This window comes from Ruegeria sp. R14_0, assembly GCF_017743975.1.
Taxonomy (GTDB): domain Bacteria; phylum Pseudomonadota; class Alphaproteobacteria; order Rhodobacterales; family Rhodobacteraceae; genus Ruegeria.
In genome coordinates this window covers 372,899-397,811 of the sequence record NZ_JAGHRC010000004.1, presented here as the reverse complement: position 1 = coordinate 397,811, position 24,913 = coordinate 372,899, and the positions used below count along the sequence as shown (strand labels likewise).

General features: G+C 57.2%; 25 protein-coding genes. 5 read left to right on the top strand and 20 right to left on the bottom strand.

Annotation, left to right across the window (positions count from 1 at the left end; all coding sequences use genetic code 11):
* Positions 1–454: 454 nt before the first annotated feature.
* Positions 455–3,775, top strand: a complete 3,321-nt coding sequence (locus J7416_RS14120; protein ID WP_209225593.1) for an adenylate/guanylate cyclase domain-containing protein — start codon at positions 455–457, stop codon at positions 3,773–3,775.
* A 169-nt stretch (positions 3,776–3,944) separates the two neighbouring features.
* Here J7416_RS14120 and J7416_RS14115 read toward each other — a convergent pair whose 3' ends face one another.
* From J7416_RS14115 to J7416_RS14070, 10 genes are all read right to left on the bottom strand, one after another.
* Positions 3,945–4,352 carry a methylglyoxal synthase gene (locus J7416_RS14115; protein WP_209225592.1) on the bottom strand — a complete coding sequence of 136 codons (408 nt, stop codon included), beginning with the start codon at positions 4,350–4,352 and terminating at the stop codon, positions 3,945–3,947.
* Positions 4,330–4,857: a 2,4'-dihydroxyacetophenone dioxygenase family protein gene (locus J7416_RS14110; RefSeq protein WP_247744287.1), complete on the bottom strand. Its 528-nt coding sequence runs from the start codon at positions 4,855–4,857 to the stop codon at positions 4,330–4,332. The genes J7416_RS14115 and J7416_RS14110 overlap by 23 nt, the downstream gene beginning before the upstream one ends.
* A 14-nt stretch (positions 4,858–4,871) precedes the next feature.
* The gene (locus tag J7416_RS14105) at positions 4,872–5,576 is read right to left on the bottom strand and encodes an SDR family oxidoreductase (RefSeq protein ID WP_209225590.1); all 705 of its coding nucleotides are present in this window, start codon (positions 5,574–5,576) and stop codon (positions 4,872–4,874) included.
* 3 nt (positions 5,577–5,579) lie between these two features.
* Positions 5,580–6,497, bottom strand: coding sequence for a sugar kinase (locus J7416_RS14100; protein WP_209225588.1), 918 nt, complete (start codon positions 6,495–6,497; stop codon positions 5,580–5,582).
* Positions 6,498–6,558: 61 nt separating this feature from the next.
* Positions 6,559–7,749 (bottom strand): L-dopachrome tautomerase-related protein, encoded by a 1,191-nt coding sequence (locus J7416_RS14095; RefSeq protein WP_209225587.1) that lies wholly within the window; start codon positions 7,747–7,749, stop codon positions 6,559–6,561.
* A gap of 65 nt (positions 7,750–7,814) precedes the next feature.
* Positions 7,815–8,465, bottom strand: a complete 651-nt coding sequence (locus J7416_RS14090) for an RraA family protein (protein WP_209225585.1) — start codon at positions 8,463–8,465, stop codon at positions 7,815–7,817.
* 43 nt (positions 8,466–8,508) lie between these two features.
* Positions 8,509–9,477, bottom strand: a complete 969-nt coding sequence (locus tag J7416_RS14085) for a C-terminal binding protein (RefSeq protein ID WP_209225583.1) — start codon at positions 9,475–9,477, stop codon at positions 8,509–8,511.
* Positions 9,478–9,498: 21 nt separating this feature from the next.
* Positions 9,499–10,509, bottom strand: coding sequence for a DctP family TRAP transporter solute-binding subunit (locus tag J7416_RS14080; protein ID WP_209225582.1), 1,011 nt, complete (start codon positions 10,507–10,509; stop codon positions 9,499–9,501).
* A gap of 19 nt (positions 10,510–10,528) precedes the next feature.
* Entirely contained in the window at positions 10,529–11,815 is a 1,287-nt protein-coding gene (locus J7416_RS14075; RefSeq protein ID WP_209225580.1) for a TRAP transporter large permease, read from the bottom strand.
* Between the two features lie 3 nt (positions 11,816–11,818).
* Positions 11,819–12,325 (bottom strand): TRAP transporter small permease, encoded by a 507-nt coding sequence (locus tag J7416_RS14070; protein ID WP_209225578.1) that lies wholly within the window; start codon positions 12,323–12,325, stop codon positions 11,819–11,821.
* Between the two features lie 123 nt (positions 12,326–12,448).
* Between J7416_RS14070 and J7416_RS14065 the strand changes: the two genes are divergently transcribed.
* Positions 12,449–13,129: a GntR family transcriptional regulator gene (locus J7416_RS14065; RefSeq protein ID WP_209225577.1), complete on the top strand. Its 681-nt coding sequence runs from the start codon at positions 12,449–12,451 to the stop codon at positions 13,127–13,129.
* Positions 13,130–13,191: 62 nt separating this feature from the next.
* Here J7416_RS14065 and J7416_RS14060 read toward each other — a convergent pair whose 3' ends face one another.
* Positions 13,192–14,139: an alpha/beta hydrolase gene (locus J7416_RS14060; protein WP_209225575.1), complete on the bottom strand. Its 948-nt coding sequence runs from the start codon at positions 14,137–14,139 to the stop codon at positions 13,192–13,194.
* 117 nt (positions 14,140–14,256) lie between these two features.
* On the opposite strand from J7416_RS14060, the gene J7416_RS14055 reads away from it, so the two are divergent.
* Positions 14,257–14,847 carry a TetR/AcrR family transcriptional regulator gene (locus J7416_RS14055; RefSeq protein ID WP_209225573.1) on the top strand — a complete coding sequence of 197 codons (591 nt, stop codon included), beginning with the start codon at positions 14,257–14,259 and terminating at the stop codon, positions 14,845–14,847.
* A 49-nt stretch (positions 14,848–14,896) separates the two neighbouring features.
* On the opposite strand, the gene J7416_RS14050 is transcribed toward J7416_RS14055, so the two are convergent.
* Positions 14,897–15,286: an ectoine synthase gene (locus tag J7416_RS14050; protein ID WP_209225571.1), complete on the bottom strand. Its 390-nt coding sequence runs from the start codon at positions 15,284–15,286 to the stop codon at positions 14,897–14,899.
* Between the two features lie 18 nt (positions 15,287–15,304).
* Positions 15,305–16,054, bottom strand: a complete 750-nt coding sequence (locus J7416_RS14045; RefSeq protein ID WP_209225570.1) for an SDR family oxidoreductase — start codon at positions 16,052–16,054, stop codon at positions 15,305–15,307.
* A gap of 99 nt (positions 16,055–16,153) precedes the next feature.
* Between J7416_RS14045 and J7416_RS14040 the strand changes: the two genes are divergently transcribed.
* Entirely contained in the window at positions 16,154–17,032 is an 879-nt protein-coding gene (locus tag J7416_RS14040; RefSeq protein WP_209225568.1) for a LysR substrate-binding domain-containing protein, read from the top strand.
* Between the two features lie 20 nt (positions 17,033–17,052).
* Here the strand turns inward: J7416_RS14040 and J7416_RS14035 are convergent, their stop codons facing one another.
* The 7 genes from J7416_RS14035 to J7416_RS14005 all read right to left on the bottom strand — a co-directional run bounded on the left by J7416_RS14035 (position 17,053) and on the right by J7416_RS14005 (position 24,381).
* On the bottom strand, positions 17,053–17,544 hold the full coding sequence (locus J7416_RS14035; RefSeq protein WP_209225566.1) for a DUF2165 family protein: 492 nt from the start codon (positions 17,542–17,544) through the stop codon (positions 17,053–17,055).
* A 53-nt stretch (positions 17,545–17,597) separates the two neighbouring features.
* The gene (locus J7416_RS14030) at positions 17,598–19,259 is read right to left on the bottom strand and encodes an ABC transporter substrate-binding protein (protein WP_209225565.1); all 1,662 of its coding nucleotides are present in this window, start codon (positions 19,257–19,259) and stop codon (positions 17,598–17,600) included.
* An 88-nt stretch (positions 19,260–19,347) separates the two neighbouring features.
* Positions 19,348–20,232 carry a TauD/TfdA family dioxygenase gene (locus tag J7416_RS14025; protein WP_209225563.1) on the bottom strand — a complete coding sequence of 295 codons (885 nt, stop codon included), beginning with the start codon at positions 20,230–20,232 and terminating at the stop codon, positions 19,348–19,350.
* Positions 20,233–20,241: 9 nt separating this feature from the next.
* On the bottom strand, positions 20,242–21,648 hold the full coding sequence (locus J7416_RS14020) for an FAD-binding oxidoreductase (protein WP_209225561.1): 1,407 nt from the start codon (positions 21,646–21,648) through the stop codon (positions 20,242–20,244).
* Complete coding sequence (locus J7416_RS14015) at positions 21,645–22,895, bottom strand: amidohydrolase family protein (RefSeq protein ID WP_247744286.1); 1,251 nt, start codon at positions 22,893–22,895, stop codon at positions 21,645–21,647. Before J7416_RS14015 ends, J7416_RS14020 begins: the two co-directional genes overlap by 4 nt.
* Positions 22,892–23,686 carry a creatininase family protein gene (locus J7416_RS14010; protein ID WP_209225560.1) on the bottom strand — a complete coding sequence of 265 codons (795 nt, stop codon included), beginning with the start codon at positions 23,684–23,686 and terminating at the stop codon, positions 22,892–22,894. Before J7416_RS14010 ends, J7416_RS14015 begins: the two co-directional genes overlap by 4 nt.
* Positions 23,683–24,381, bottom strand: coding sequence for a glutamine amidotransferase (locus J7416_RS14005; RefSeq protein ID WP_209225558.1), 699 nt, complete (start codon positions 24,379–24,381; stop codon positions 23,683–23,685). Before J7416_RS14005 ends, J7416_RS14010 begins: the two co-directional genes overlap by 4 nt.
* A 128-nt stretch (positions 24,382–24,509) precedes the next feature.
* On the opposite strand from J7416_RS14005, the gene J7416_RS14000 reads away from it, so the two are divergent.
* Complete coding sequence (locus tag J7416_RS14000; protein WP_209225556.1) at positions 24,510–24,899, top strand: RidA family protein; 390 nt, start codon at positions 24,510–24,512, stop codon at positions 24,897–24,899.
* Positions 24,900–24,913: the final 14 nt, after the last annotated feature.

The following is a 24,913-nucleotide window of genomic DNA, read 5'->3' as shown; positions in this document are numbered from 1 at the left end:
ATGGATCAGACATGTCTTCGCTCTTTGACGTTGCACATGCCACGACATGCTAAACACACTTCTCCACGAAATCAAAAAACCGGACCGTTGGGCAAGCTGATCGAACGACTGCTTCAGTCCGCAATGAAGACGTTCGCATGACACAGTGGGAAAGACCGATAGATGTCCAAAATGGTTCTTCAGTCTGACCCAGAATGCCAGATCATCCAGGAAAGAGAGCGTTGTCCTGCCACATTCAAAATCGGTACCAAACAAAGTCTCTTTTTGGCGATCCGGAGTCCAGGCAAGGCAATGAAGTTCTTGACCGAATGTAAATCTGTGTTCTTCAATGAGGAATATGTCGACGAGACACTTCGACGATCACTAACGCCCGTTCCGGTCAGTTAACAGCCAAGGAGATGCTTGCCCGCGGTGCGCAGATACAGGTTCTACGCGATGGCATGCGAAATTACAAATGTCTGATCTTGCGCTCTGGCTTGAGAAACACGGTTTGGCCAAATATTCTGCGGCCTTTGCTGAGCATGAAGTCGAACTCGGTGATCTTACCGAGTTAACGGACGAAGACCTTGTTACAATCGGGCTCCCTCTGGGGCCAAGACGGCGTTTTAGGAAAGCGGTTCGGGCAGATACGACCGGGGAGCACCGACCACCCAACACGACATTGGGTCCCGCCATCGTGGCAGAGCGCCGACAGCTTACTGTTATGTTCATCGATTTAGTGGGATCGACTGAAATAGCTCAGCGCGTCGATCCCGAGGATTTGGCCGAAGTTCTGAGGCTTTTCAAAGAGACATGTGCCGCGTCGGTTGCGGCTTTCGATGGGCACATCGCAAGCTACTACGGCGATGGCATCATGGTCTTCTTCGGGTTTCCCCATGCGCATGAGGATGATCCCGAACGCGCCATTCGCGCAGGCCTTCGCATCATTGAGGAGATTCCCAGAATCCGCACGCATGCGAAACTGAACGTCCGCATTGGCATAGCGACGGGTCTGGTCGTTGTCGGCGACCTACGCGGCGAAAAAATGTTTGAGGACGGAACGGCGATGGGCGAGACGCCAAACCTGGCCGCCCGTCTGCAGGCAATGGCCGACCCTGGAACCCTGATCGTCGCCCCGAGCACACATCAGTTGGCTGGCGATACTTTCGAATACGTTTTACGCGGCGCGTTCAAACTCAAAGGTTTCGCCAAGGAAGTCGAAGCCTGGCAAGTGACGAGGGCGCGCGATACCGACAGCCGCTTTATGGCGATGCATAACGTGCAGCTAAGCCCCTTGGTCGGCCGTGCCGGTGAATATGAAACCCTGAACGAAAAGTGGAACCTTGCAACCCTTGGCCAAGGTCAGGTTGTGCTGGTGTCGGGCGAACCGGGAATTGGAAAGTCTCGACTGGTGGAAGAGCTAAGACAGAACGTCCCCGCGGCCTCTCATACACAAATCCGCTACCAGTGCTCTCCGTACCATTACGCGAGTGCTTTCTACCCGGCAATTCGTCAATTCGAGAATGCCGCGGATTTTCATTCCGATGATACAAACGAAGAAAAGCTACGGAAGATTTCTTCCGTTTTGGACGACAAGTCTGACCAAGCCCTGAAGCTTGCCGCGTCGCTTCTTTCTGTTCCATTTGAAGACCAGTTGGGGCCATTAGAGCTGACACCGCAGCAACTTATGGAGCAGACGTTAGAGTTGTTGCTAAACAATCTGGCGTCAAAAACCGCGAAAAAACCCGTGCTGCTTTTGTTTGAAGATGCGCATTGGATTGATCCGACAACAAAGCTGTTGCTTGACCGGATTGCCGACCGGATTCACGACCTGCCGGTTCTAGTTGTGATGACATTCAGACCGGAGTTCGACCCAGGTTGGGCGCTGCAATCCAACCTTTCAAAACTGGTTTTGAAGCAATTAGACTTTCACCAGGTCAAAAGCATTGTGGACGATGTGGCCAAAGGACAGTCGATTTCGGAAGAAGTGTACAACACCGTCGCCGCCAGATCTGACGGCGTGCCGTTATACGTTGAGGAAGTGACAAAGGACCTTCTGGAATCCGGTGCCTTAAGTGACACAAGCGCCCCTCACGCCATGGGCGCGACGTCCCCGGCAAGCTCGGTTCCCAGCACGTTGCACGATGCCCTGATGGCGCGCCTGGATCGCCTGAGTTCCGCTAAAGAGGTGGCGCAGATCGGAGCAGTGATCGGACCCCAGTTTTCCTATCCGTTGATCGCTGGAGTTGCGGGTATTGGTGACAAAGCGTTGCGTGCAGGATTGGAACTGTTGACCGAGGCGGGCGTTGTCACAAGGTCTGAAGAGGAAAATCTGGAAACCTTCAGCTATCGCCACGCCCTTATTCGCGACACCGCCTATAACAGCCTGTTAAAAAGCGAGCGACGGGTTTTGCATGCTCGTGTAGCCAAGACACTTAGTGACGAAACTGAAGCTATCGGGGATGCCAGCCCTGAGATATTGGCGCATCACTACACCATGGCTGGCATGAGCGATGAGGCCATAGATCATCGCTATATTGCCGGCCAGCGCGCTGTCCAGCGGTCTGCGAATATCGAGGCCGACACCCAGCTGTCCCTGGCGATAGAGCAGTTGAGCGAACTGGCGCAGAGTGTCGGACGGGACCGTAAGGAAATAAAAATTCAGGTTCTCAGAGCTGGTGTTTTGCGATCGACGGCGGGCATCGCAGCAGATGAAACCGGAGCTGTGTACTCAAGAATACGGGACCTGTGCGAGGGAGTGGAAGAAACCGAACATCTCTTCCCGGTGTTGAACGGCCTTTATTCCTTTCATTTGGTTCGTGCCGAGTATGACTTGGCCAGAGATGTCGCCGAACAGGTTCTGAATCTAGCCGGTTCGACACATGAGACACAGCATCAGATGGTGGCTCATCGGGCGATGGGTGCGGTTCTGTTTCATATCGGCGAGCTGGACGCGGCCTACACGCACCTGAGCAAAGCCCTGGAGCTTTACAGCCTCGAGCGTGATGGGCATCTGGCATTTATCTACGGATCAGACCACGCAGCCATCACGTCTTGCTTTCTGAGCTTGGCGATCTGGATACGCGGGGAACCCGACAGGGCACTTGAAATCCAAAACCAAGCGGTCGCTGCAGCGCATGAGCTTGAACATGCACACAGCATTGCACAGTCGCTCACCTACCTGTGCATGCTTCATCTTCTGCGCCGCGAACCTGACAAAGTGATTGAGCTTTCCAACCAACTTGACGCGCTTTCCTCCAAGCACTCATTCACATTCATGTCTTTGACTGCCAACCTCTGGCGAAGTTGGGTGCGCGCCTATGTTTCGCCGAAACCGGAAACGATCGAAGCATTGCAGAACGCATCCGAAGCTTGGTGGACCAGCGGGGCGGGAAACTACAAACCTTTCTTTCTTACTTTAATTGCCGAACTCACTCTGAAAACAGGTGATCGGGAAGGTGCTTTGGACTTGTTGTCCCAAGCCCGAAAACATCAGGAAATTACCAATGAAGGCTGGGCTCGGGCCGAGACGGATCGAGTTTATGCACTCGCAAGCTGCGAAAATGAATTGGCCGAAGCAGAGTTTCGTGAGGCATTGAGCACCGCACGACAACAGAATGCGACGATGTTCGTACTTCGAACGGCGGTAGATAGTGTGAAACAACATCGAAAATATGGAGACGCGCAAAATGCCAGCTCCGATCTGCGATCTGCCCTTGAGGCGGTCACAGGAGGAGAGAACACGGTTGACGTGCGCGATGCACTTGAGCTGCTGGATGGCGTCGCCGTCGGCTAGTCTACCGCCCTCAAGTCTGCGCTGTAACGATCGATCGGCGCATGCTCTACGACGCACGTTTGGCCTCGGCGCCGGACGTCGAAGCGAGGTTCATGCAAGGGCAGGCCACTTTTCCCCCAGCACAAGGCGAGAGGGCGTTTTCCGGAGGCCCGGGAAACAAGGTTTGGCCCTATCGGGCCTTGGATGCAAACAACCCGTTCAGGATAAAGTCGGCCGTGCTTGGGCTGCTGGCAAAGGGCAGATCATAAACGATCGCGAGGCGGCTCAGCGCTTTTACATCCACGTCGTGGGGCATTGGGGACAGCGGGTCTATGAAGAAAAACAAGCCATCCAGCTTTCCCTCGCAGATCATCGCGCCCAGCTGTTGATCGCCCCCCAAAGGGCCGCTCTTTAGGCCTGTTACCTGCAGATCAGGCACCGACGCGTTGATGCGCCCGGCCGTGGTGCCGGTGGCAAACAGTGTTGCCTTTTGTAACTGTTCGGCATGCGATTGGGCCCAGTCGACCATCTGGTCTTTCTTGGCATCATGCGCCACCAACGCCAGTTGCAGGTGACTATCTGATGAACTGCTCGACATAATCCGCCCCCAAACCAACCTCTTCATAGTGCTTACGGCACATGTCGATTTTGGTAAAGACGTCCTCGTAGCCCATGGTTTTGCCCCAGGGATCAACATAGAGCATCACGCCGTTCACCTGAAAGTAGGTGATCATCTCGTCGACATCGTCGGGCACGACAAGTGTATGGGTCTCGCCGGGCGGTTCGTACACGTACCCGCCTTCCTGGGCGATCCAATCATGTTCCAGGTAGTGCCAGCGGCCTTTCAGAACAAAGCCATGAACGGGCTGTGGGTGCCGATGTCGGGACAGAACGCCCGATTTCCGAACGCGCAGAAGGTTCATCCAATAGCCCTGCGACCGGTTCAGGCATAATGGCCGGAACGACACATTCTCGGTTTGTGGCACCCAGATACGCTCATCCTGTGCAATGGCGTCGGGGATAACGATCTCTTCCTGCGCGTCCTTGGGGAACGGCAGTTGATACGGCATTCTCGGGTCGTCGTCGTTTTCTTGTACTGGCATTGACTGCTCCTTTGTCACATCGCGGAATAACCGCCATCGACCGGGTAAACGGCTCCGGTTACAAATGCTGCCTCGTCCGACAGCAACCATGCGGCCAGCGCGCCGACTTCCGCGGGTTTGCCCCAGCGATCCAGCGGTGTGCGACCAAGGATTGGCTGGTTGCGGGCCGGATCGGCGCGCAGGGCGTCGGTCATTTCGGTTTCGATCCATCCGGGGGCCACCGCATTGACGCGGACGCCATCGGCAGCCCATTTTCCGGCCAAGGCCTTGGTCAACTGGGCAACCCCGCCTTTGCTAGCAGAATAAGCGGGGACAAGTGGCCCCCCAAAATAGCTGAGCATCGAGGCGGTGTTCACGATGGCCCCGCCTGACGCGGCCAGCAAGGGTCGTGCCGCCAGACAGCAGCGCATGGTACCGGTCAGGTTGATATCGATCACTTTCTCAAAAACGTCGATCTCATATTCCGCACCACGCGCCAGAATGCCCGCGCAATTCACCAGACCGTCGAGGTTCTCAATCCCGCCGAAGAACGCAGTTACGGCCTGAGTATCCCGCACATCCAGTTGCGCGCACATATCGTCAGGGTACTGCGCGGCATAGGCCGAAACCTCGTCCGCGCCGACGCCGGTTGTGGTGATGTGCCATCCCTTACGGCGAAGTTCCCCTGCGATACCAGCGCCAATGCCGCGGGTGCCGCCAATGACAACGGCGTGTTTCATGGGTCAGTCTCCTTCCGCAAGAAACGCCTCGACCGCGTTCCTGCGCGGCATCGGGGCGACTGCACCATACCCTTGGGTCGACAGGGCGGCGGCGGCGTTGGCATAGCGTGCGGCCTGAAACGGGTCATCGCCAGCGACAATACGAGACAGGAAGGCACCGTCAAATGTATCGCCCGCGGCTGTGGCATCCAGCGCTTCGACCCGGCGGCCTTTGACACGCTCGCGCTTGTCGGGTGTCGCAACCAATGTCCCTTCGGCCCCCAGCGTCAGGGCAACAATTTTTGCCCCGAGGTTCAGGTAGAAATCTGCGATGGCATCCGGGTCGGAAAGGCCGGTCAGTTGCTCTGCATCGTCCAGACCGGGAAGGGCTATATCGCATTGTGACATGGCGGCATGCGTTACGGCGCGCGCGCGCTCGATCGGCCAGAGCTTTAGGCGCAGATTGGTGTCGTAGGACACAAGGCCCCCGGCGTCCTTCACGATCTGGATGGCGCGAAACACGGCGTCAGCTGCAACATCCGATATCGCCTGACTGATGCCTGAAACATGCAGAACCTTGGCCGATTGCAGCGCGGCTACCGGTAGATCATCCGGCCCCATCCGGCTGCTGGCAGAGCCTGCGCGGAAATAGCTGAACTCGTGCCCGTTCGCGCCATGCGTCACAAAATAGATCCCGGTATGAGCGTCCGTAACCTGACGAACGGTCGACGTATCCACCCCTTCGGCCTGCCAAAGGTCCATGAATGAGTTGCCGAAAGTATCCGCCCCGATATGCGTCACGTACCCAACGGATGCACCCTGGCGCGCAGCGGCGATGGCACAATTCGACGTGTCGCCGCCATGTCCGGGCAGGTAATTCCCATCGGGCTGCTGATTGAACTCCAGCATCGGTTCGCCAAGGCACAGAATATCGGGGGTCATTGGTGTCTCATTTCCGAAAAAGGGGTCAGCCCCGAAAGGCTGACCAAGGTGTATGGGAGGATTATTCGGCCGTATAGCTTTGGCCGACACCCGGAATCTTCCAGATACGGAAGTTCGGGATTTCGGGGTTTTCAAAATTCATGTCGCCATCGACCCAGACATGCAGATGATTCGACACCACATACATTTCTCCATCCGGACCCCAGGCCAGCGTATCCGGCCAGTTCATTTCCGGGTGGTGGACGAAACGACTGACCTCGCGCGTGGATTCATCGAACTTCATGATCCCGTCCAGCGACAGCGCGGTCATGTAGATATTGCCTGCGTTGTCCGCCGTCATTCCATCGGTGTTCGAAGGCAGCACTGCGGCAACCTCAACCGCGTTTTCGATGACCGTCTCATTGGTCTCGAAATCACGCAGGATTTCGGTCGGCAGGCTATAGAGGTGATTGCCGGTCAGGTTGGTCCAGTAGAGTGTTTCCTTGTCGCCCGACAACGCGATGCCATCGGCACCTGTGCGCATGCCGCCCTCTTTCAGAACAGGGCGGTTGTCGATGTTGAAGAAGAAATTCGGCTCATCATTGGTGAACCGGTGCTGATCTAGAATGCGGCGCACCGAATTGGTGTTGCTGTCATAGACGATCAGACCACCATGCAGCGGGTCACAAAAGATGCCACTGTCCGCGATATAGGCAAAGCCGGTGTCGTTATCCACGGCGAGATCGTTCAGGAAGGAACACTGCCGATCCGCTTCTTCCGCCGTGAAGACATAGCGCTGGATTTCCTTGTTCTCTTTCAGGTCCCAAAGCACCAGCTTCGCATCGCCATCCTCGAACGGAGGGCCCGCCACGTGGCCCTGATCCAGGATCCACATCACATCGTTTCGGTCGATCTCAAAACCCAGCACGGCCTTGAGGCCATCGGGGTTCGTCATGCTGTTCATGGCCTCAGACGGAAACGCCTCCAACTCCCACGTGTCGCCGTTCTTGACCAGCTTGGAGACGGTCGAGGGGATCTCTGCCCCGCCCCAGCGCGCGGTGGACACATAGATGCTGCCCTGGCTGTCGACCTTGGCGCCCTGAACCAACGCTTTGCCGAAAATCTCACTGCCCTCCCAGGCGGATTTTGTCGCCTCGTCCTTGACGGCATAGGGCAGACTGTTCCATTCCGCTACTACCTGGGGCTCGTTCGCAAGCGCCGGGGTGGCCAGAACGGCGGTAAGGGCCACCGTGTTGAGCATTCGTTTCAGCATGTATTCCTCCCTTGCTGAGTTCTGGTGTTCCGCAGGCCGTTGCCGCGGCCTGCGGAACGTTTGGTTTAGATACGACCGTATTTCGCCAGACCTTCGCGCAGCGAGCCGGTTTCGAGGATCAGGCGCGCCTGTTCGGCTTCGCGCTCGTCGATCTCGCGCGCCATTTCCAGGACTGCCTCGGCATGATCACGCGGCACGGCTACCGCACCGTCAACATCGGCTACGATGATATCGCCGGGATGAACGATGACCTCGCCCATCGCCACCTCGACATTCGAGGCCAGCGTCCGGATGCGGCCCAGCGTGGTGCCCGGGCTGACACAGCGAGAATAGACCGGGAAGTCATAGTCACGCTTGATTTCGACCAGATCGCGGACGCCTCCGTCCAGAACCGCGCCTTCGTGCTTGTTGGCGACAGCGCCCGCAGTCATCAGGCCACCCCAAAGGGCAACGTCAGTGGTGCCATTGGTCGAGATCACGATAACCGAACCGGCCTCGGATTCATCAATGGCGTCCAGCGCGTGCTGGGGTGGCAGAAACTCATCAGTCGGGCCTTCCAGAATGGTCACGGCAGGGCCAACGATTTTCTTTTCGTTGATGCGCGGCTTGATCGAGGCAGGCAGAAAGCCGGTTTTTCCTGCGATCTTGTCTACCGCGTCTGCGACGGATGCGGTGGCCACTTCGCGAAACCCGGCAACGAGCTCTTGAGTGTTCATGAGTATTATCCTTTTGGGTCAGATAGTTAGAAAGCGGGGCGTCTCACCACGGGTTTTTCCAGCTTTTGGGCTGGTCCCCGTTGAGAACGCGGGTGATTTCTTCGGCGGCGTTGCGCTGCAGGACCGCAACCGAGCGTTCCGAGTACCAAGCAGCATGATCGGACACGATTGTGTTGGCGCTGTGCAGCAGCGGATTGTCTGGGGCGACCGGTTCCTGTTCGAACACATCGATGCCTGCGCCAAAAAGGCGGCCTTGGTTCAAGGCATTGGCCAAAGCGGGTTCGTCGACCAAGCCGCCGCGTGATACGTTGATCACGATCGACGTGGGCTTCATCAAAGCGATATGCTCGGCATCCAGAATATGACGCGTCTCTGGGGTTAGCGGCGCGTGAAGGCTGATCACGTCGGCTGCCTTGCAAAGCTCGGCCAAATCGACCTTTTGGACATTGGCTGCAGCCGCTGCCTCGTCTCCAAGGTAAGGGTCAAAAACCAGCACGGCCGTAAACCCCAGGGCGCGGAACTTCTGCGCTGCTTGCAAACCGATCTTGCCACACCCGATCAGGCCAAGGGTGGCGTTTTCGCGGCTGGGGATCAGGGCAGCCTGGCCGATGCCCCATTTGCCTTGTCGCACTTCGAGATCGCGCGATGGGATACGCCGCTGCAACGCAAGATAGAGCGCCAGCGCGTGTTCGCTGACTTCATTCTCGGCCCCATAATCGGGGACGTTTGCGACGTAAATGCCGCGCGACTGCGCGTAATCCAAGTCGATGTTGTCGACGCCTACACCATAACGGACGACGACCTTGAGGTTTGGGCAGGCGTCGATTACGGCCGCATCCACTGCGCGTTCGCGTACAAGGATGGCGACCGGGTCCAACGTCTGCAGGGCTGAGACCGCCTCAGTCTCTGGTGCGACCGGTGCGATTTGAACGTCCTGCTCAGCCAGCACCGAGGCTTCGGTGTCATAGGCGGCATAGCCGGGTTCCAGGATTGCTATGGTCTGGCGGGTCATGTGGCGGTCTCGCGGCATGGGTTACTGGGCCTTGTACGCTTCGACAGCAGCGTCCAGGCGAGCAGGCCAATCTTCACCAATTTCGCCGACGATATACTCGCGGACCGCGGGCTGGGCGGCTTCACGGAACATCGCTTTCTGCTCGGGACTGACCGGAACCACTTCCATGCCCTTTTCCGACAGGATCGCGGTTGCATTGGCGTCTTGCGCAGCGGTCATGCCGCGATGGATCGTTTTCGAGATCTCGACGCACTGCTCAACCGCTTTCTTTTCGTCGTCGGTCAGGCTTTGGAAAAACGCATCCGACATCAGATAAGCGTGCCAGCTGAACACATGGCCATCCAGCGAGACATATTTCTGATGCTGGTAAAGCGAGGCGTTGACGATGTTGGTCACACCGTTTTCCTGCCCGTCCACCACGCCCTGCTGCAGCGCACCGGGCAGTTCCGGCCACGGAACCGGGGTCGCGGACGCGCCCAGGCTTTCGACCAGTGTCACCCAGACCGGCGCGGTCATGACGCGCATTTTCAGGCCTTCCATATCGGCAGGCTCGGCCACGGGTTTGACGTTGTTGGTGAAGTTGCGCACGCCGTTATCGGCCACGCCAAAGTTGCGGATGCCGGTCTGGGCCAGCATATCTTCCGCCAGTGCATCGCCGAATTCACCATCCATGACCGACCACGCCATCGCCTGATCGTCGAACAAGTAAGGCATCGCCAGAACCGAGAACGGTTTGTAAACGGCCGAGATCGGTCCGTCGTGGATCGCTGCCATCTGAACGGTGCCCAGCTGCAGGCCTTCCATGATTTCAGAGCCGCCGCCCAGCTGCGACGCCGGGAAGATCTGAACGTCGATCGAGCCTGAGGTTTTGCCTTCGACACAGGCTTCAAATGCCAGCGCAGCGGCATGTTTGGGCGAGCTTAGGTCGGCGGCCTGAAAATGTGCGTATTTCAGTTCTTTCGCCGAAGCCGCACCAGCGGCGGTCATCGCGACAACAGCAGTGGCCGTCATCAGTTTCGACATGGTTTTCATGAGGTTCCTCCCTTTCATGTCAGTTCGCAAATCCAAAGAAGTTGGGGACAGAGGTGCTGACGCCCGGCACAAGAATGACCAGAAGCAGCACCACGAGTTCAGCCAGCAGCAGCGGCAGCACCGCTTTTGACAGGCGTTCGATTTTGAGTTGTCCGACTGTGGCGATCACGAACAGCACCGGGCCAACCGGCGGTGTAATCATGCCAATGGTCAGGTTCAGGACCAGCATCATGCCGAATTGCAGCGGGTCGATCCCTGCGGAATAGGCGATGGGCCCTAGGATCGGCGTCAGGATGATCAGCGCGGGCAGGGTGTCGATGAAGAACCCGCAGATCAGGGCAAAAGCAGCAAGGATGAACAGGATGCCCAACTTGGTGTCAGTGACTTGGGTGATCAGCTTTGCCAATTCCTGCGGGATTTGCAGGTAGGTCAGCAGCCAGGCAAAGATCGACGCCATTGCCACGATCAGAAAGACCGACGATGTCACCACCGCAGCCCGGACAAAGGCGGCATAGAGCGCACGGATCGTGAAGGCCCGCAGGATGAAGCCCAGAAACAGCGCATAGGCCGAGGCTACCGCGCCCGCCTCGGTAGGCGTGAACACCCCAAACAGGATACCGCCCAGAATGATCGCTGGCATGATCAGGGCCGGAATGGCTGACAAGGTCGCGCTGGCCAGTTCAGACCGTGTGGCGCGATGCTCGCGCCCGCGATAGCCAAAACGGGTCGAGACGATGTGGTTGGCAACGGCCAAAGCAAGGCCCAGCAGAACGCCCGGAACGATCCCGGCCAGAAACAGACCGGCAACCGTCACCCCATTGGTCGAGATCGCAAAAATGACGGCGAGAATGGATGGCGGAATAATAGGACCAATCGTAGCCGTCGCAGCGGACAATGCTCCGGCATAGTTCTTCTCATACCCCGCCTCGCGCATCATCCGCATGACGATGGCGGACGGCCCGGCCGCGTCTGCAAGTGCAGATCCGCTGATCCCGGCAAACAGCATCGAAACCAGAATATTCACATGCCCTAAACCACCGCGCACATGCCCGACCAGAGCGTTGGCAAACCGCAGTAAAGCGTTGGTCAATCCGCAGGCAGTCATCAACTCGGACGCGAGGATGAAGAACGGCACCGCCATCAATGGGAAACTGTCGATCCCGGCGAACATACGCTGCGTCGCCACCAGTGGGTTCAGCGAACCGTCGACAAAGATCGCGGCCAGCCCGGCAATCCCCATGGTGAAGGCCACAGGCACGCCCAGAAACAGGGTGGCAAAAAACAGGATGATCAGGGTTTTTGCCACGGCTCAGACCTCGGGCTCTTCGCCATCGGGGTCGACGCCATGCTCAAAATCCTGATTGACAAAGCGCTTGGCAAAAAAGGCCAGCTGGATCAGGAACAGTGCACATCCGATCGGGATCGCAAGGTAGGGGATGCCGCGCGAAATGCCGGTGGACATGGTTTCCTTGTTCCAACCGAACTGGACGAACTGAACGCCTAGCCACAGCATCGTCGCCATAAATCCGAACATGACGATGACGATGCCCCAACGCAGCAGACGGGCCAGAGGGGTTGGCAGAAGATCGGGGACAGTCGTGATCGCGACCAGCCGTCCTTCGCGCAGGGCAAGGCCCGCGCCGCAGAACGCGCCAAGGATCATCAGATGGCGGGCAACCTCTTCGACCCACGCAAAAGACGAACCCAGGCCATAGCGCCCGACCACGTTGGCAAAAACGATTGCGAAGACCGTCGCCAGCGCCAGAGCGACCAGCGCGCGGTTCAATCCCACAATCCATGTTTCCAGAATTCGCAAAGACGCCCCTCCCGATGCCGTCCCTTGTGAGAATCGAAACTGGCATACAGTATGCCAATCTGTCAATACTACCACATTGTATGCCAGAGGCAGGGCTGCTAGTGTCTTCATGAGGAGAGCGAGATGAGCCCATTCAACAGACCGAAATCATTGACGGAATTGGTGACCGAGAACCTTCGCGAGCGGATCATCAAAGGCGAGTTCGAATTGGGCGAGCAGCTGTCCGAAGCTAAAATCGCAAAGAATCTCGAGGTCAGCCGCACGCCCGTTCGCGAGGCGATCAACCGGCTTGAGATGGAAGGACTGTTGGTCGTTGAGCCCCAACGCGGGTCTTTTGTGTTCAACCTCGGACCCGAAGAACTGGCCAAACTCTGCGATGCACGTGTCTGCCTCGAGACCACGGCGATCACCTCGGCCATGCAGTCGAATCCGGATGCGCTGCATAAGGCGCTCAGTGAATGTGTGAACCGAATGAAAGCGGCGCGCGAAGCCGGGGATGATGCGGAATACCTGTATCAGGACACCGTGTTTCACCAATGCCTGTTCGATTGCGCCGACAATCGGTTCCTGAATGACGCCTACCAGACCATTGCCTTAAAAATGGCCGCATTGCGCAGCCGCTTGGGTCACCACGCGGATCACATGGCCAAGTCCTATCGGGAACACATTGAGCTGGTCCAATGCGTCGAAGACAGAAATGTCACAAAGGCACTGGACGTCCTGAAGCTGCATATCGATAGGAAAGAGGGCTCCTATTGGGATGACGCGACAAATCTGGACGGCGCTTCTGCGGCAGTAAATTAAACGGTCGGAGCCCGCTCGATCGGAAAGAAACGGGGACCATGGTATGCCCCCGCCTCTTGGATCTACTTGTTGAAAAACTCGGCTACTGCGTCCGTCGACGCTTTCACGGCCTCTGGCTTGTAGTAGAAGTCCACGTGAGAGAACTCATCAAAGGCCAGCTCTGTGTGATCGTTGGTCAGCTTTGCGACAAATGCGGTTGAGCAAATCGCGGTTGAGGCGTTTGTGCCGTAGACGGTCAGCGAAGGCTGTACGATCTTGTCAGCGTAAGCTTCACAAATCGAAAACAAGGACTGCATGGGTTGATCGCCGATATGCATGTTGGTGTAGTTTGGCACGGCAACCGGCCCTTTGGCACCATCACGGCCATAGTAGTCATAGGTCTCGCCAGCCATTTCCGGATAGGCGGCCGCTGATGTGAACTCTTCGCGCGACATGTCGTCGTTCAGGCCAAAAGGAGCGACGTAGTCCGGTTCGCCGGTTTCATATTGTTTTTGCATCGAGGCGTTTGCGGCGGCGATCATCTGGTTCGCCATATCGCGGTTGGTCCACTGGAACGCGTCCGAGGCCATCATGCCTGACACCATGGCGATTTTCTTGATGCGGTGGTCGGTCACCGCTGCCGACGCGATGGTCTGGCCGCCCTGACAGACGCCCAGGCCATAGATTTCGTCGACGAAGGGCAGCGTGCCCAGGTAAGACACCGCGTCCCACGTGTTTTCAATCAGGCGAAAATTATAGCGCGATTGCTTAAATTCGCCCGGCAACGCAGGGCTGTCGCCCATGCCGAGGTAGTCGAAGCCGAGATAGATAAAGCCGCGTGCGGCCATTTCAGGACCGTAGGTTGCGGGGATCTGATCTTTTACCTGCGGGAATGGGCTGGCCCCCACGATGGCTTTGTATTTTTTCGACGCATTAAAGCCTTCAGGCAGGTAAAGATCGCCCGCCAAATCCACGCCAAAGGACTTGAAGGTGACTTCGTTTTTACCCGCGGTGAAATCTTGGGTTTTCATGGTCTTGTTCCTCTCGGGATCAGTTGTACTGCGCCTTGCAAAAGTAAATCGCTGTGTTTACTTATGGTGGGGTGGGCGTGTTTGTAAACACCTCTTTTTACTTTTGAGGCTAAAATCGTGAAACGTACTGAAAAAAAACGAAAAGATATCATCGATGCAGCCATTGATGAGTTCAAAGAGCAGGGGTTTTTGGGGGCGAAGACGACCTCAATCGCAAAAAAGGCCAACGTATCGAGTCGCACGCTCTACAATCACTTCGAAAGCAAGGAGGCCCTTTTTGAGGCGATCTCACAGATTATGCTGGAGCAGAACCAGAGCATGGAGCCGGTCGCCTACGACCCGGATCGAGATTTCGTTGAGCAACTGAAAGAAGCCTTGTGGCGTTACATTGGGGTGATCACCGAAGAAACGGCCATCGGATTAAACCGGATGGTCATCTCAGAATTGATCCGTGACCTTGAACGATCCCGGCAATTCTTCACTGAAACTGCAACTCATGATTACCCAATAACGAGGCTGATCAGCGAAGCCATGGACGCAGGTGTGATCCGAAAGACTGACCCGGTATTTGCAACCAACCAGCTTCTGGCTCTCGTTAAAAACTTTTTCTTCTGGCCAGAGTTCTTCCTTGGTGAGAACCCGATGCCCAAAGATGTGCTGGATGACTGCATCACGATGTTTATGGCGCACTACAAAACAGATGTTTGATTGGTAACCGGGTACGGTGGCGATGCCGGAACCTGCTTCACGTTTCTCGTCACGCCTCAATGGGCGCATAGCTTCCGTCTTCGCGATGCACCTCCCCTCCGGTGAGCGGGGGATTGAAGACACAGACCAGCCGAAGGTCCCCGTCCAGGGCTTGCACAAGGTGCCTGTCGTGTTGATCCAGAGCATACAGCGTGAAGGGCTGCAACGCGTGCCATGTCAGGTCGTCAAAGCGTCTGATCTGACCTCTTCCCTCGATGCAGTAGCAGGCTTCCAGATGATGGGTGTATTCAAGCTCAAGCACGGCGTCTTGTTTGATGACAGTGTCGGTCATCGAAAAGCCCATGCCGTCAGACGCAAGCAATAGCCGCCTGCTGTTCCATCCCGGTCCGGTTACGTCCCGCTCTGTCCCCACGACATCTCCAAGCGACCTTACGATCATGCTTTCCCCTTTCCAAACTCATCGAACCGCACGGTTCATTCCGCCATCCGACAGGATGTTCTGGCCGTTAATGTAACGCGCGCCGTCGGAGGCAAGGAAGACACAGGCTTGGCCGATCTCGGCGAAAGTTGCCGGGCGTTGCGCGGGGATGGACCGTCTTGCCAGATCGGACAGGTTCACGTTCTCGCAAAAACCGGGCATCAGGTTGTTCATGTTGATGTTGTGGCGGGCGTATCGATCTCCGAAGAGCTTGGCGAAGCTGTGCAATGCACCGCGAAGCATGCTCATCGGATAGGGCGCGCGCGGTTCCACCGTATTCATCGACGAGATGTTCACGAAGGAACCGCCGCCTTGCTCAATCATGATCGGGGTCACAATGCGGGCAAGCTTGACTACGTTTAGGACATACATATCCAGGCTTTCGTGCCAAAGCTCATCCGGCAACTCCAACAATGGCCCGTCGAAATCCGGGTCAAAGCCGACCGTCTTGATGGCTTCGGGCACGCCGCCACCATGGCCCATATTGCTGACGACAGCATCGATCCTGCCGTACGTGTTGAGCGTGTCATCCACCATCGCTTGCAAATCGGCGGTGTCGAGAACCGAACCCTGGCGTCCGATCCCGCCTAATTCTTCTGCCAGGTCCACGGACCGGGTCGATGGGGACATCAGCGAGACCTTGTAGCCCGCTTTCGCCATCTCGATGGCGCATCCTCGTCCGATCCCCTGGCCGGTTCCGGTCATCAGGGCCACTTTGACATCAGTCATCTGGCTATCTCCGCTGTGATCTTTCCTGGCAAAGATAAGCAGCGGCAAATCACGTTCCAAACGACTTTACGGCGCATGTGTGTGAGATAAACTCACATCATGACGAACATCAGACATCTACGCGCTTTGCAAGCCTTCGACGCAACCGCATCGCGCCTGAACATCAGCAAAGCAGCCGATGATCTGGGCGTGACGCATGGCGCGGTCAGCCGCCAGATCAAACAACTGGAGCAATATCTGGATGTTCAACTGCTGCGCAGGCTGCCGGGTGGCGTCCAGCTGACCGAGGAAGGCGCCCATCTACATCGGTTCACCCAGGAATCATTTGCGGCCTTGCAGCAGGGGATAGGTTCGGTAAAGCGGACAAGACCCCGGCGCTCGGTAACGGTGTCGCTTTCCTCATCCCTGGCGATCAAATGGATTGTGCCAAAGCTACCTGAGTTCCGCGAACGTCATCCGGGCATTTCCATTCGACTGGATACCGATGATCAAATCATAGATTTCTTTGACAGCGAAGTCGACGTGGCCTTGCGGTACGGCGGCCAACAATCAAGTGGGCTCTACTCTGAGCGCCTTGTAAATGAACGCCTTGTCGTTGTTGCTGCGCCGTCGTGGGCCGAGGGTTTGGTTGAACCTAAAGCCGTAGTCCAACTGCCCCTGTTACATGATCGGTTTCATCCGCATTGGGACAGATGGGCGAGCAAAGCAGGGTTGGTCGACCCGGATGTTCAGTCAAAGAGTTCTGCTTTCCCGAACTCTGCCGTTTTGATTGCGGCTGCCATTGATGGGCAAGGCGCCATCCTGGTGCGTAAGGTTCTTGTCGCGGACGACCTGAATGCAGGGCGACTGATCTATCTGAGTGATGTCAGCATTGAAGACGATAACGCCCTCTGCTTCGTTTGCCGAGACGGTGACGAGCGGTCTTCTCCCATCAGCACATTCCGCGCGTGGCTGAATGAAATCGCTCACCGAGCGTGACCGCACAGATATGCTGCGTTTTAAGCAATGACCAACAGAATTATCGTCGCCATACCCCATAGCGTCATCTGGTAGTGGGTGTTCTGCGCCCCTTCGTGGCAGAACCAATAGCAGAACCAGTTTCCGACTATCAAAAACCCGGCCCATGTGGCTGTGAAAAACAAAACACCCAGCACGCCGATGGCGCGGGCGCTTGCGGGGTCGACTACACCGATGATGGCAAGGATCAGTGACACGACCCCGGCCCAGAGGGTAAGGGTCGCGATGCCTTCCCAGCATACAATCAGTTTGAACAGGAACCTTTGCATGGCGGGGTTTTCGATGCGGCGATGGGCGACGACCTCATACGCCTCTGGATACTCTTCCCGCATCCGTTCCATTGTCAGCACCTGGTTGGTGAAGGTCTCATTGAGATCGGGATGCACAACGTTTTCGATGAAACCCGTGCTCAGCCACGCGGCAAGAAAAAAGACGGCTGCGGATTGCGCAACCAAGACCACCAGTTCAAACAATATGACTTACTCCGCTAGTGTCGCGGGGTGGCACAGGCCACCCCGCAGCGTCCTTAACTCCAATACATCTGCGCCGGACGTATTTCCAACGAGATATGCTGGGCAGCTCCGCCAAGTCCCTCGCGGGTGTGATTGTATAGCGACCGCCAATACGGCTGGATCGTCACACCTTCGTCGCGGACAATCTGCTCGCCTTGCGCCATCAACTCGCGGCGTTTCTCGACATCCGGGGTTGCAAGCGCTTGTTCGAGGATCGCGTCGAATTCAGGACTGGCCCAACCAAACTCGTTCCACGGCTCACCCGACCGATAGGCCAGCGCCCAGATTTGGACACCCAGCGGACGGTGGTTCCAGTTGGTCGAACTGAACGGGTATTTCGCCCAATCATTCCAGAATGTCGATCCCGGCAGTACCGTGCGCTTGACCTTGATGCCTGCGTCCCGAAGCTGAGCGGCGACCGCGTCGGTGGTGTCTTTGCGCCACGCATCGTCGATGGACAGCAGCTCGTGCTCATAGTCCTCCATTCCTGCTTCCCTGATCAGTTCAAGGGCGCGGGCGGGGTCATAGGTCGGCATGCCGATGTCCGCGTATTCCGGATGCGCGGGGCCGACATGGTGATTGGCGGCAACTGCTCCGCGACCGCCATAGCCGAGTTCGAGCAGCACGGCGTTGTCCACGGCCATTGATATGGCCTGACGGACGCGCTTGTCGGCGTAGGGCTGGACCCCATCGACTTCGGCCAGCTGATTGGGACGGATAACGATTGTCGCCATGGTAACGACCTCATTCTCGACCCAGCCGTCCAGCGAACTCAGGATATCAATGAACTCACCTTCCGAGATGTAAATCATGTCGACTTCGCCCGCATCCGCAGCCGCAAGGTGCGCTGACGGGTCGGTTCCGAAGTCAATGTATTCGATACGGTCGAGCCATGCGCCGTTCCCAGCATTCCACCAGGTGTGGTCCTCATTGCGGACCAATACGCCCTTAACACCGACTTCAAGGCTTTCGGGCAGGTAGGCACCTGTACCAATGGGATTGCCCAGCATGTTTTCCGGGTCATGTGATGAATGCACGATGGCCGCCGGGTAATCGGCCATGCCCGCGATCAGCGAAATGTCCGGGCGCGGCAGGTTCAATTGGACTGTATGCGTGTCCACAACCTCAATAGCGCCGTCCAGCGCGCGCTCGGTTTCAGGATCAACCAGAACCGAGAATCGGCCGGCCATCGAGTTACCCTCAACCGATTTATCGCACCAACCGGCGATATTGCGTGCCACATCCTCGGCGGTGAATGCATCACCATTGTTCCACGTCACGCCCTGTCGGACATTCAGCGTGTAGGTTTTTGCGTCATCCGAAATTTCCCAGCTTTCCAGCAGGGCCGGTTTGAAGGTGCCGTCGTTTTCGTAATTAACAAGGTTTTCCAGCCAGCCTTTGGCATAGTTCGCGATTTCATTCCAATCGAACGTGCGCGGGTCTTTCAGGCCACGCACATCCATTTGGATGCGCACCGTGCCGCCTTGTTTTGGCTCGGTCGCGGCCTCGGCCGGCGCCGGCAGGCCCAGCATTGCATAGGCCGTTGCGGCGGTTGCCCCGAATGAGCTGGCGATGGCCAGAAACTCGCGGCGGTTTACCGCGTCATTACCGACCTTTTTAGCCTGATCGGTAATCACTCTGGGAAGCTCTTTCCCGGTACGGGTTCTGAAAGTCATGTGTTTTCCTCTCTGTTGGTCGTGAGGTGGACCCTTTGGTGGGTGTGGCGTGTGTTCGCCGTGTGGTGCCCGGCCGGTGTGCCGGGTTCTATTGTGATATGCGCATGGTTTCGATGGCGTCGGCTTCGGTTACAGTCGAGCAGATGCTCGACAGCACACGTGGCTGTTCATAGGGCCAAGGCGTGCCGCGATGGAGCACTGCCCGCTGATCCCAGATCAGAACGTCGCCGACCTGCCAGGTGTGGGAATAGACAAACTGCGGCTGCGTACAGAAGTCGATGAGCTCTTCGATGATCGCTTGGCCTTCGGCTTCGTCGTACCCATCCAATTTGAATGCATGCGACGCGATATAGAGCGCCTCGCGCCCATTTACCGGATTGCGCCAAAGCGCGTTCCAATGCTGATCTGGCCATTTGTTGAACATTGGTAATTCGGCCAGTTCGGGTGAGATTTTGCGCCGTGAGTGGCTATAGCGATGCCAGATCCCGCGCCCTTGCACCTTTGCTTTCAGACTGTCGGGCATGTTCGCCCAAGCCGCGCGTGTGCTGGCCAGTTCAGTCGCTCCGCCCTCGGTCGTCACGACGCGACCGATCAGGATATTCGTAAGGGCAGGGGTAGGCAAAAATGTGCTGTCCGAATGCCACAGGAAATTCGACTTCAGGTTCAGCGTATGCAGGTCCGTTTCTTCGGTAATTGACCCGTCATCGCGCACATTGGAAACCATCGGAACCTCGAATTTCTCGCCCTTTTTGCGCTCGTCGGCTTTTCGATCTTCGATGGGACCGAAAAGCTCGGCCAGTTGCTTGTGTTGGTCGTCCGAGATGTCCTGATCGCGGAACAGAAGGGCGGAATGTTCTTCGAATAAGGCGCGGACCTGTCCAAACAACCGATCCTTCGTGGCGTCGGCCAGATTGATCCCGGTGACTTCGACACCGAATTCCGGGTTCAGGGGGCGTGTTTCAAATGCGGACATGGCGACCTCTTACACAGTTGCCTTTGCTTCGATTTCTTCAGGTGGCAGATCCTTGACCATGTCCCACGCACGGGATTTTCCGGGGTTCAGCAACCCCTTGGGATCCAGTCGTTTTTTCCAGGCGAGATGCAGGTAGTCGGCCGTTTTCAAACCGCCGCTTTCCACGTGGAAACTGTGGGCGTCGTAGACGCTGTGCCCATGCTCTTCGTAAATCCTCCCAATCTCGCGCAGGCGTTCTTCGGTAGAGAACCAGACAATCGGAAGATCAAAGGCCACGACTTCGCCGTTCAGCAGCGAGAATTCGTGGTGCTGCCATACGTCATCGCCCAAGGCCGCACCGACACGTGCAATCGCTTCGGCGTCAGAGGCGTCAGGCACACCGATTTGTTGGTATGTTGCGGACCGGTCCGCTTTCAGAACCTGCAAAGTGGTGTGGTTGTATGCAAACTCAAACACATGGGGCAGCGATGCTGCCTTACGGTCGTCTTCGGTCAATTCCAGATCAAGGCTTCCACCCTGAGCGTCAACGAGGTCGCGAAACTTCTGCACGTCGGTCGCGGGCACCAGCGAAACAAGCAAGTGCTTGTTGGGCCGGACATGGCCTTTCAGACGCGGGAAATAGTCGACGATCCTCGCGTCGACCGTGCTGGCCAGTTTGCATCCGATCTGATCGTCGGTCGCAACCGAGTACCCGGCCGCGTAGCATTCCTGATAGCTGTCGAATGTTGCCATGCACCCGATCCAATCTGGGTGAGGGACCGTGCGTAGGGTCACTTCGGTAATGACTCCGTTCAAGCCCCAGGCGTGGTGGATCTGCAGAACGTCTTGACCCTCGAACACGTATTCCTGTGGGTCTTCTTCGACGGACAGCGCCTTGAGTTGCAGAATGTTGCCGGGCTCTCTGAGAACACCGTTTGCAATTGAGCCAATGCCGGCGGATCCGCCTGCGACAAACCCGCCGATCGTTGCGATATCCTGCGTCGACGGGAACATGGCCATTTCCCACCCTTGCGCTATCAGCGCCGCGTTTACATCAGCCATCAGCGCGCCCGCCTCGGCGCGGACAAAGCCATCTCCGATTTCCAGAATTCGGTTGAGACCGGTGGTTTCGATAATCAGACCGCCGTGCAAAGGCACGGCCTGGCCGTAGTTGCCTGTCCCGCCTCCACGTAGTACGACAGGGGCGTCCGCTGCATGCGCGGTTTTGAGGCAATGCGCCATCTCTTGAACGGTTTTTGGCAGGGCGACAAGATCGCCAAAGCTGCGTTTGAGCTGTTGGTTCAGGATCGGGCTGTACCAAAAGAAATCCCGAGACCGTTTTTTCACCAGAACGGGTTCATCAATGACCTCGACAGGGGCCAGGCGTTCAGCAAACGCGGCCCAGTCCAAGTCGGATTTTCCTGAAATCGAAGTCATGCAAGGTCTCCTGTCAGGACATTTGCCAAAGGTTTGGGTTCGGTGGTTCCGGTCAGCCAGTCGGACGTGGATGCCGCATCAAATATCAGCAGGTCTTCAACCGCTGCCCCGTCCACGGTGGTCGGGGAAAGCCCCAGCGCCCTTTGTGCGTTCGTTGTAATCATTGGCAGCAAATCACCAAATGGCGGATCCAGATGCGCCGTCAGGGCCGCCAGCTCCAGACTTTTGCGGGGATCGTGGCGGCCAAGGGGACAAAAGGCGTCGCGCACATTGTCCGTCCCAACGACAACCGGCACACCAGCGTCGCGCAGTTCGCCGATCCGCGTGATCCCGCGCCGGTCCGGTGTGCCTGTATTGCGCCCCTGCAGATACAGGTTGGACGTTGGCAGGCTGGCTATCGTCAACCCGGCCTGCGCGACCTTGTCCAAAAGCGCCTGCAAGGGCTCGCCTGCCAGATTGATCAGGCTGCAGGCATGACCACACAGCACAGGGCCTTGAAACCGGGTCTCGACAAGGGTGTCCGCAATAATCTCGAGCCCGTCCAGCCCGTCATGCAGACCTTCGTCCACGTGAAAATCAAGCGCCAACCCGTATTTTTCGGCGACGCGCACGGCGGCTGCAATTGCCGCGTGACGATCGGACTGATCCAAGACAAACACGCCCAGAACGCCATTGCCGCTGGCAATTTCCTTACCCATCGCATCCGCGCGCCCGGCGTCTGTCAGCTCTGCCGTGTCGATCAGCGGCGCGACCTGCAGCGAGACCTTGTCCTCGAAGTCTTTTGCCAACTCGCGCAGCACCTGCCACGCCAGCGGATGCGTGTCTGAGCCCGGTTCCGGCGACCAGTCCAAGTGGCTGCGCACGATGCCACAGCCCGAGGACATCAACTCTTTCAGACCCCGTTCCGCCCGGTGACGCAGATCATCCTTTGTCCAGAGGACGCGGTCGCGGTACTGGGCCTCGATGGCGGCACTCAAATCTCCGCCGACGCGGTCCATTCTTGAAATCGTGTGGCATTTATCCAGGTGGACATGGCACTCGGTCAGGCGCGGTATGACGAGACCCGAGACTTTGCCCTGTCGTGCACAGGGCTGCAAAGCTGCGGCATGCCCGTTTCGGATAACCAAATCGCCATGCACACAGTCCGACACCGCAACACCGCCGAACTCTTGCGCGTTGGCGATCATCGAGGACGGCACAAGAACGTTGTCGACGGTCAGAAGATCGGAAGAGGGCAGAAGATTCATGTCGCGCCCCCCCGGTGATCGAACTGGGCGAATTCGGCCAGAAACTGCGCGAAACTGGCGGCGGCCGTGTCCAAGAGGCGTTCCCCCTTTTCCACGGTCGCGGCAGAGGCATCCCCGCAGGCCCCATCCGGATGCAGGTCATCAATGATCCAGCCCGGCCGCGCGGTTTGTCCTGTCAGGCCGATATGGTTGAACTGCTTTTCCCAGGCTCGGATTGTGGGAATAAAGTTCTGCGCCCGGCCCATATCCACCAGATGCGGTCGTGCCGCCAACATGGCTGAGGTTTCGGACTCTCCGGCGTGCAAATCGACTGCGGCCGCATCAGGATCAAGAACGCTGTCCCACTCGGAAAACCCAAACCAGGAACATGTGGCGACAATCAACTCGTGCGATATCCGCAAATCACGCGCGGCAGTTTCCAACACCGCTGTGTTTCCGCCGTGGCCGTTGAACAGCACAAGCCGCTTCACACTCGCCCGCGCAACTGAGGCTCCGATGTCGCGCAAGACCGCCAGCAACGTATCCGCAGACAGGCTGAGGGTTCCGGGATGCCGATCGTGTTCACCGCTTTTGGTGACGGCCAAACCGGGAAGGACCAGCACGTTCTGCTCGGCACGCAGCCGTGGCAACGTGCGCTCGATGACGGCTGCCACCAGATCGCTGTCAACAGATACTGGCAGATGCGGCCCGTGCTGTTCGGTTGCACCAACAGGCAGCACGGCGATCGTATCCTCTGGTAAATTGCGAAAATCCGGCGCTTTATGATCGGACCAATAGCCTTGAATACTCATGCGGCCCTCCCAAACAGGCGGCCAAGGAAGCCGTGGAACCAAGCGGCTTGCGCTGGGTCGTGCTGCTTCATCAGCCGGGTTTGTTCTTCGCGGTTCTGAACGCCGGGTCTCCCGTAGACGCCCCACTTGGCCTCCTGCCATCGTTGGAACCCAGCGACCGTAACCTCGGGGTGAAATTGAAAACCAAACACTTTGTCGCCGTATCGAAATGCCTGGTTCGCATAGTTGTCGTTGCTGGCAAGACGGGTCGCGCCCACCGGCAGGTCGAATGTATGATAATGCGCCTGCGTGACCCAAAGGGGCCCAGGCATAAATCCGGATTCCGAGGGTTCCGGATCAATTCTGTAATACCCAAACTCAAAACACTCGGATTCTGGTGCTCCGGCCCAAGCGCCCAGATGATAGGCAATCTGCTGTGCGCCCTGACAGATACCCAGCATTGGGATGTCAGCATCCAGACACGCCCCGATCCAACGGTACTCTTCGTTCAAAAACGGGTGCTTGCCAGTTTCATAGACGTTGAAGTTTCCGCCGTAGATAACCGTGCCGGCCAGATCCTCATCCGGTTCACCCAAAAGGTCGCCATCAAAGGGTTTTCGGCTGTCAATTTCAAAGCCTTCCCGGCCAAGCCAGGTGACAATTCGATCATCGGCGGGTTCATTCCCATGACGCACCAAAAGAACACGTTTGCCCATATCGCCCTCCTTGAACGACAGTGGTTTTACGTGGCCCTTGGAATATCCGTGCCAGAGAATGTCTTTAAGACTTGCAAAGAATATCCAAACTCGCAAGCTTAATTTGACAGCGAAAAAGAGTATGGAAAATGAAAGCGTTAAGCCCAACAGACATGCCGCCGCCGTTCGCGCGTTATGCGCATGGCGTCGAAATTCCTGGCGACTGGAGGATGGTGCAAACCTCTGGCCAATTGGGGATTCGCCTGGATGGAACCATTCCCGAAGACGCTTATGATCAGGCGGTGATTTGCTTTCAAAACATCGAGAAAATACTTGGCTCAGCAGGCATGGGCGCAGGCGACGTTGCGCATGTCAGCGCCTTTGTCACCGATCGGTCCTTTATGCCGGATTACATGCGCGCCCGTGATGAATTTCTTGCGTTGACCAGCCGCTTGCCAAGCTCAACCCTGTTGATTGTCAGCGGCTTTACCCGACCAGAATTCAAAGTCGAAGTCGAGGTTCTGGCGGCAGCTCCCTAACGCAAGCGCCGGGA